The organism is Roseateles sp. (genome assembly GCF_039595295.1).
Lineage (GTDB): Bacteria > Pseudomonadota > Gammaproteobacteria > Burkholderiales > Burkholderiaceae_C > Roseateles.
Genome location: NZ_JBCNLU010000084.1, coordinates 1 through 4,799 on the forward strand (window position 1 = coordinate 1; position 4,799 = coordinate 4,799).

The 4,799-nt window shown below is 70.8% G+C and carries 3 protein-coding genes; all 3 read left to right on the plus strand.

Translation table 11 applies throughout. The annotated features are described in order from the left end of the window. Positions 1–2: 2 nt before the first annotated feature. The gene (locus tag ABDW59_RS24505; protein ID WP_343634091.1) at positions 3–776 is read left to right on the plus strand and encodes a MetQ/NlpA family ABC transporter substrate-binding protein; all 774 of its coding nucleotides are present in this window, start codon (positions 3–5) and stop codon (positions 774–776) included. Between the two features lie 132 nt (positions 777–908). After that, on the plus strand, positions 909–3,956 hold the full coding sequence (locus ABDW59_RS24510; RefSeq protein WP_343634093.1) for an MHYT domain-containing protein: 3,048 nt from the start codon (positions 909–911) through the stop codon (positions 3,954–3,956). A gap of 4 nt (positions 3,957–3,960) precedes the next feature. Further along, positions 3,961–4,799: response regulator (locus ABDW59_RS24515; RefSeq protein WP_343634095.1), on the plus strand; the 839-nt coding region annotated here is incomplete at its 3' end.

Here is a 4,799-nt window from a genome sequence, read left to right on the forward strand (position 1 = left end):
AGCTGTTTGCCGTCACCATCGCCGCCCTGTCGCTGGCCGCCGCGGGCGCCGCGTCCGCCGAGAAGCTGACCGTCGCCGCCACCGCGGTGCCGCACGCCGAGATCCTGAACCTGGTCAAGCCCGAGCTGGCCAAGCAGGGCGTGGAGCTGGACGTGAAGGTCTTCACCGACTACGTGCAGCCCAATGTGCAGGTCGCCGAGAAGCGCCTGGACGCCAACTTCTTCCAGCACAAGCCCTATCTGAACGAGTTCAACAAGGGCAAGGGCACGCACCTGGTTGGCGTCGCGGCCGTGCACGTGGAGCCCTTCGGCGCCTACTCGACCAAGCACAAGAACCTGGCCGCCATCCCGGCCGGCGGCACCGTCGCGATCCCCAACGACCCCACCAACGGCGGCCGCGCGCTGCTGTTGCTGGACAAGGCCGGCCTGATCAAGCTCAAGGACAAGTCCAACATCCTGGCCACCACCAAGGACATCGCCGACAACCCCAAGAAGCTGAAGTTCCGCGAGATCGAGGCCGCCACGCTGCCGCGCATCCTGCCGCAGGTCGACCTGGCGCTGATCAACACCAACTACGCGCTGGAAGCCAAGCTCAATCCGGCCAAGGACGCCCTGGCCATCGAAGGCGCCGAGTCGCCCTACGCCAACTGGCTGGTGACCCGCGACGACAACCAGAACGCGCCCGCCGTGAAGAAGCTGGCCGCCGCGCTGCAGAGCGACGCCGTGAAGCGCTTCATCCAGACGCAATACAAGGGCGCCGTCGTTCCCGCTTTCTGAGCCGGCAATACGTCGCTAAGCGCCCCGCTCAGCGGGGCGTTTTTGATTGGACGGGGTTTACCGCGTATTTGTGCCTCGTGAGGCGTCGTGCTTCGCGGCACCATGCCGGGCCACATCTCCCGTCCTCCTCCCGTGTCCGACCTCACCGCGCTGCTTCCGCAGTTCTTCCTGTTCCGCGATGGCGCGCCCACGATGCTGCTGACCGGCCGCTACGACCTCGGTCTGGTGCTGCTGTCGCTGGCCGTGGCGGCGTTGACCTCGGCGCTGGCGCTGCAGGTCGCGGGCATGGCCAAGGTCACCACCGGCTGGCGCCGCCAGTCCATGCTGGCCACCGGCGCGCTGGCCCTGGGCGGCGGCATCTGGGCGATGCACTTCATCGGGATGCTGGCCTTCGAGCTCTGCGCCCAGGTCGGCTTCAGCGCCGGCATCACCGCGCTGTCCATGATTCCGGCGCTGGCCGCGTCCTGGGTCGCGCTGGCGATGCTGGCACGCAAGACGCTGGAACTCTGGCGCCTGATCCTGGGCGGCGTGCTGGTGGGCGCCGGCATCGGCACCATGCATTACCTGGGCATGGCGGCGATGGAAATGAGCGTCGCGCTGCGCTACGACCCGGGCTGGTTCGCCGCCTCCATCGTCGTGGCGGTGCTGCTGGCCATGCTGGCGCTGTGGATCCGCTTCGGCCTGGCGGGCGTGCTCAGCCGCCGCTGGGCGATCGCGCTGGGCGGCGTGGTCATGGGCGGCGCCATCGCCGGCATGCATTACACGGCCATGGGCGCCGCGCGCTTCGTCGGCCTGGCCGACGGCCCCTGCAACAGCAGCATCGAGAACGCCGGCTGGCTGGCCCTGGCCGTGACCGTGATGGCGCTGACCATCAGCGCCATCACCGCCGGCGCCAACGGTCTGCTGGTGCTGCGCCGGCTCAACGCCGACCTGCTCGAGGAGCGCGCCCGCAAGGCCGTCATGGAGCAGGCCCTGCGCGACAGCGAGGCGCAGTACCGCACCGTCATCGCCAACAGTCCCGGCGTGACCTTCCGCTGCCGCATCGACGCGGACTGGAGCATGCTGGTCATCAACGACGCGGTCGAGGAACTGACCGGCTGGTCCGCCCAGGACTTCCTGGAAGGCCGGCAGCACTTCGCCGCGCTGATCCACCGCCACGACCAGCAGCGCGTCAATGACGCCGTCGCCACCGCCCTGGCCGCGGACGCGCCCTATGCGGTCGAGTACCGCGTCCACACCAAGGACGCCGGCGAGCGCTGGGTCTCCGAGCGCGGCCGCGCGGTGCGCGACGCGCAAGGCGCGCCGCAATGGATAGACGGCGTGATCCTGGACATCACCGAACCCAAGCGCCTGCAGCGCCAGCTGGAGGACGCCAAGGAGCGCGCCGAGGCCGCCGCCGCCGCCAAGAGCGCCTTCCTGGCCAACATGAGCCACGAGATCCGCACGCCGATGAACGCCATCCTAGGCTTCACCGAGCTGCTCCTGGACACCACGCTGACCGAAGCCCAGCGCCGCCACCTGACCACGGTGCGCGGCTCGGCCCGCTCGCTGCTGGGCCTGCTCAACGACATCCTGGACACGGCCAAGCTGGACAAGGGCGCGATGGAGCTGGAGTCGGTGGACTTCTCGCTGCGCACCGTGTGCGAGCAGGCCTTGAACTCGCTGCGGCTGCTGGCCCAGCGCAAGGGCATCGGCCTGCACCTGGACTATCCGGACGAGCAGCCGCGCTTTTTCAAGGGCGATGCGCTGCGCGTGCAGCAGGTGCTGCTCAACCTGGTCGGCAACGCGATCAAGTTCACCGAGCAGGGTCAGGTCACGCTCAACATGCGCCAGGAGGGCGGTCACATCCACCTGGCCGTGATCGACACCGGCATCGGCATCGCGCCGGACCGGCTGGATCGCATCTTCGACGCCTTCGCGCAGGCGGACGCCTCGACCACGCGCCGCTTCGGCGGCACGGGTCTGGGCACGACGATCTCGCGCCAGCTGGTCGAGCGCATGGGCGGCCGCATCACCGTGGAAAGCGAGCTCGGCGCGGGCAGCGTCTTCCACGTCTGGCTGCCGCTGCCGGCCGGCGAATCGGCGCGCGCCGAGGCCGCCGAGCAGGACGAGGTCGTGACGCTGCCGCCGCTCAAGCTGCTGGTGGCCGACGACGTCGCGCAGAACGGCGAGTTGCTGCAGCTGATCCTGGGTCGCGAGGGCCATCAGGTCACGCTGGCGCAGGACGGACTGCAGGCGCTCAAGGAGTTCTCCGATCAGCGCTTCGATGCGGTGCTGATGGACGTGCACATGCCGCTGCTGGACGGGCTGGGCGCGACGCGCCGCATCCGCAATTTCGAGGTCGCGCAGGGACGCGGTCACACGCCGGTGGTCGCGCTGACCGCCAGCGTGCTGGAAGAGGACCGGCAAGCCGCGCTGGCCGCCGGCATGGACGGCTTCGCGGTCAAGCCGGTGGAGCCGGCGCGCCTCTTCGCCGAGATCGCTCGCGTGCTGGGCCTGAAGCCGGAGCTGTCCGCCGCGTCGGCCGGACCGGCGCCGATCACGCGCCATTCGGCCTTCACCGATCTGGACGAGGCGCCGGACTCCGACATCCCCGCCGTCGACTGGCAGCAGGGCCTGCGGCTGTGGGGCGGCGTGACCGCCTGGCAGCGAGGTCTGCGCCGTTTCGCCGAGGACCAGCGCGACGGCGTCGCCCGGCTGCATCAGCTGACGCAGGCGCGCCAGTGGATCGAGCTGCGCGGCCTGGTGCACCGCTGGCGCGGCGTGGCCGGCAGCCTGGCGCTGCCCGCGCTGCTGAGCGCGGCCCAGCCGGTCGAGGCCGCGCTGCGGCTGGGTCGGCAAGAGGACCTGATGGCGCTGATCGACATGCTGGCGCTGGCGCTGCAACGCACGCTGGACGCGATCGCGGCGCTGGACGGCGGCGCGTCGTCGACGCCGGTGGCGGCAGCGCCCAGCGAGGCCGCGCGCCGCGCCGACGGCGCCGAGGTGCTGATCGAGCGGCTGGCCGGCGCGCTGCGCCGCAGCGAGCTGGACGATGACACCTTCGCCGCCCTGCGCGAGGTGCTGGGCGAGACGCGCGTGGCGCCGCTGGCGCGCGCGCTGGACGATTTCGATTTCGACGCGGCGCTGCTGGCGCTGCAATCCCTGCAGCAGCAGCTGCGGCAGGGCATCTCCTCCTGAGGCCATGAGCGATTCACTGAACGCCCCGCTCGCCGCGACCGGATCGGTCGCCGGATCGGGCACGCCCGCGCCGGCCGACCGCCGGCCCAAGCTGCTGCTGGTCGACGACGAGCCCGCCAACCTGCAGGTGCTGCGGCATGTGCTGCAGGACGACTACCGGCTGCTCTTCGCGCGCGACGGACAGAAGGCGGTGGAGTTGGCGCGCACCGAGGCGCCGGCGCTGATCCTGCTGGACATCATGATGCCGGGCATGTCCGGACTGGACGTGTGCCGGGTGCTGAAGTCGCAGCCCGCGACGCGGCAGACGCCGGTGATCTTCGTCACCGCGCTGGCCGACACGCGCGACGAGACGGAGGGCTTCGAGGCCGGCGCGGTGGACTACATCGCCAAGCCGGTCAGCCCGCCGGTGGTGCGGGCGCGGGTGCGCACGCATCTGTCGCTGGTGCGCGCCGAGGAGCTGCGCGAGACGCGGCTGCAGATCGTGCAGCGGCTGGGCCGCGCGGCCGAGTACAAGGACAACGAGACCGGCTGGCACGTGGTGCGGATGAGCCACTACTCGCAGCTGCTGGCGCTGGCTGCGGGCTGGTCGGCGCAGGAGGCGGACGACCTGCTGCATGCCGCGCCGATGCATGACATCGGCAAGCTGGGCATTCCCGACGCGATCCTGCAGAAGCCCGGTCCGCTGGACGAGGCCGAATGGACGGTGATGCGCCGCCATCCCGCGATCGGCGCGGAGATCCTGGGCGAGCACACCGGCGGTCTGCTGGGCATGGCGCGGCGCATCGCGCTGGCGCATCACGAGAAGTGGGACGGCAGCGGCTATCCGGAAGGACTGGCGGGCGA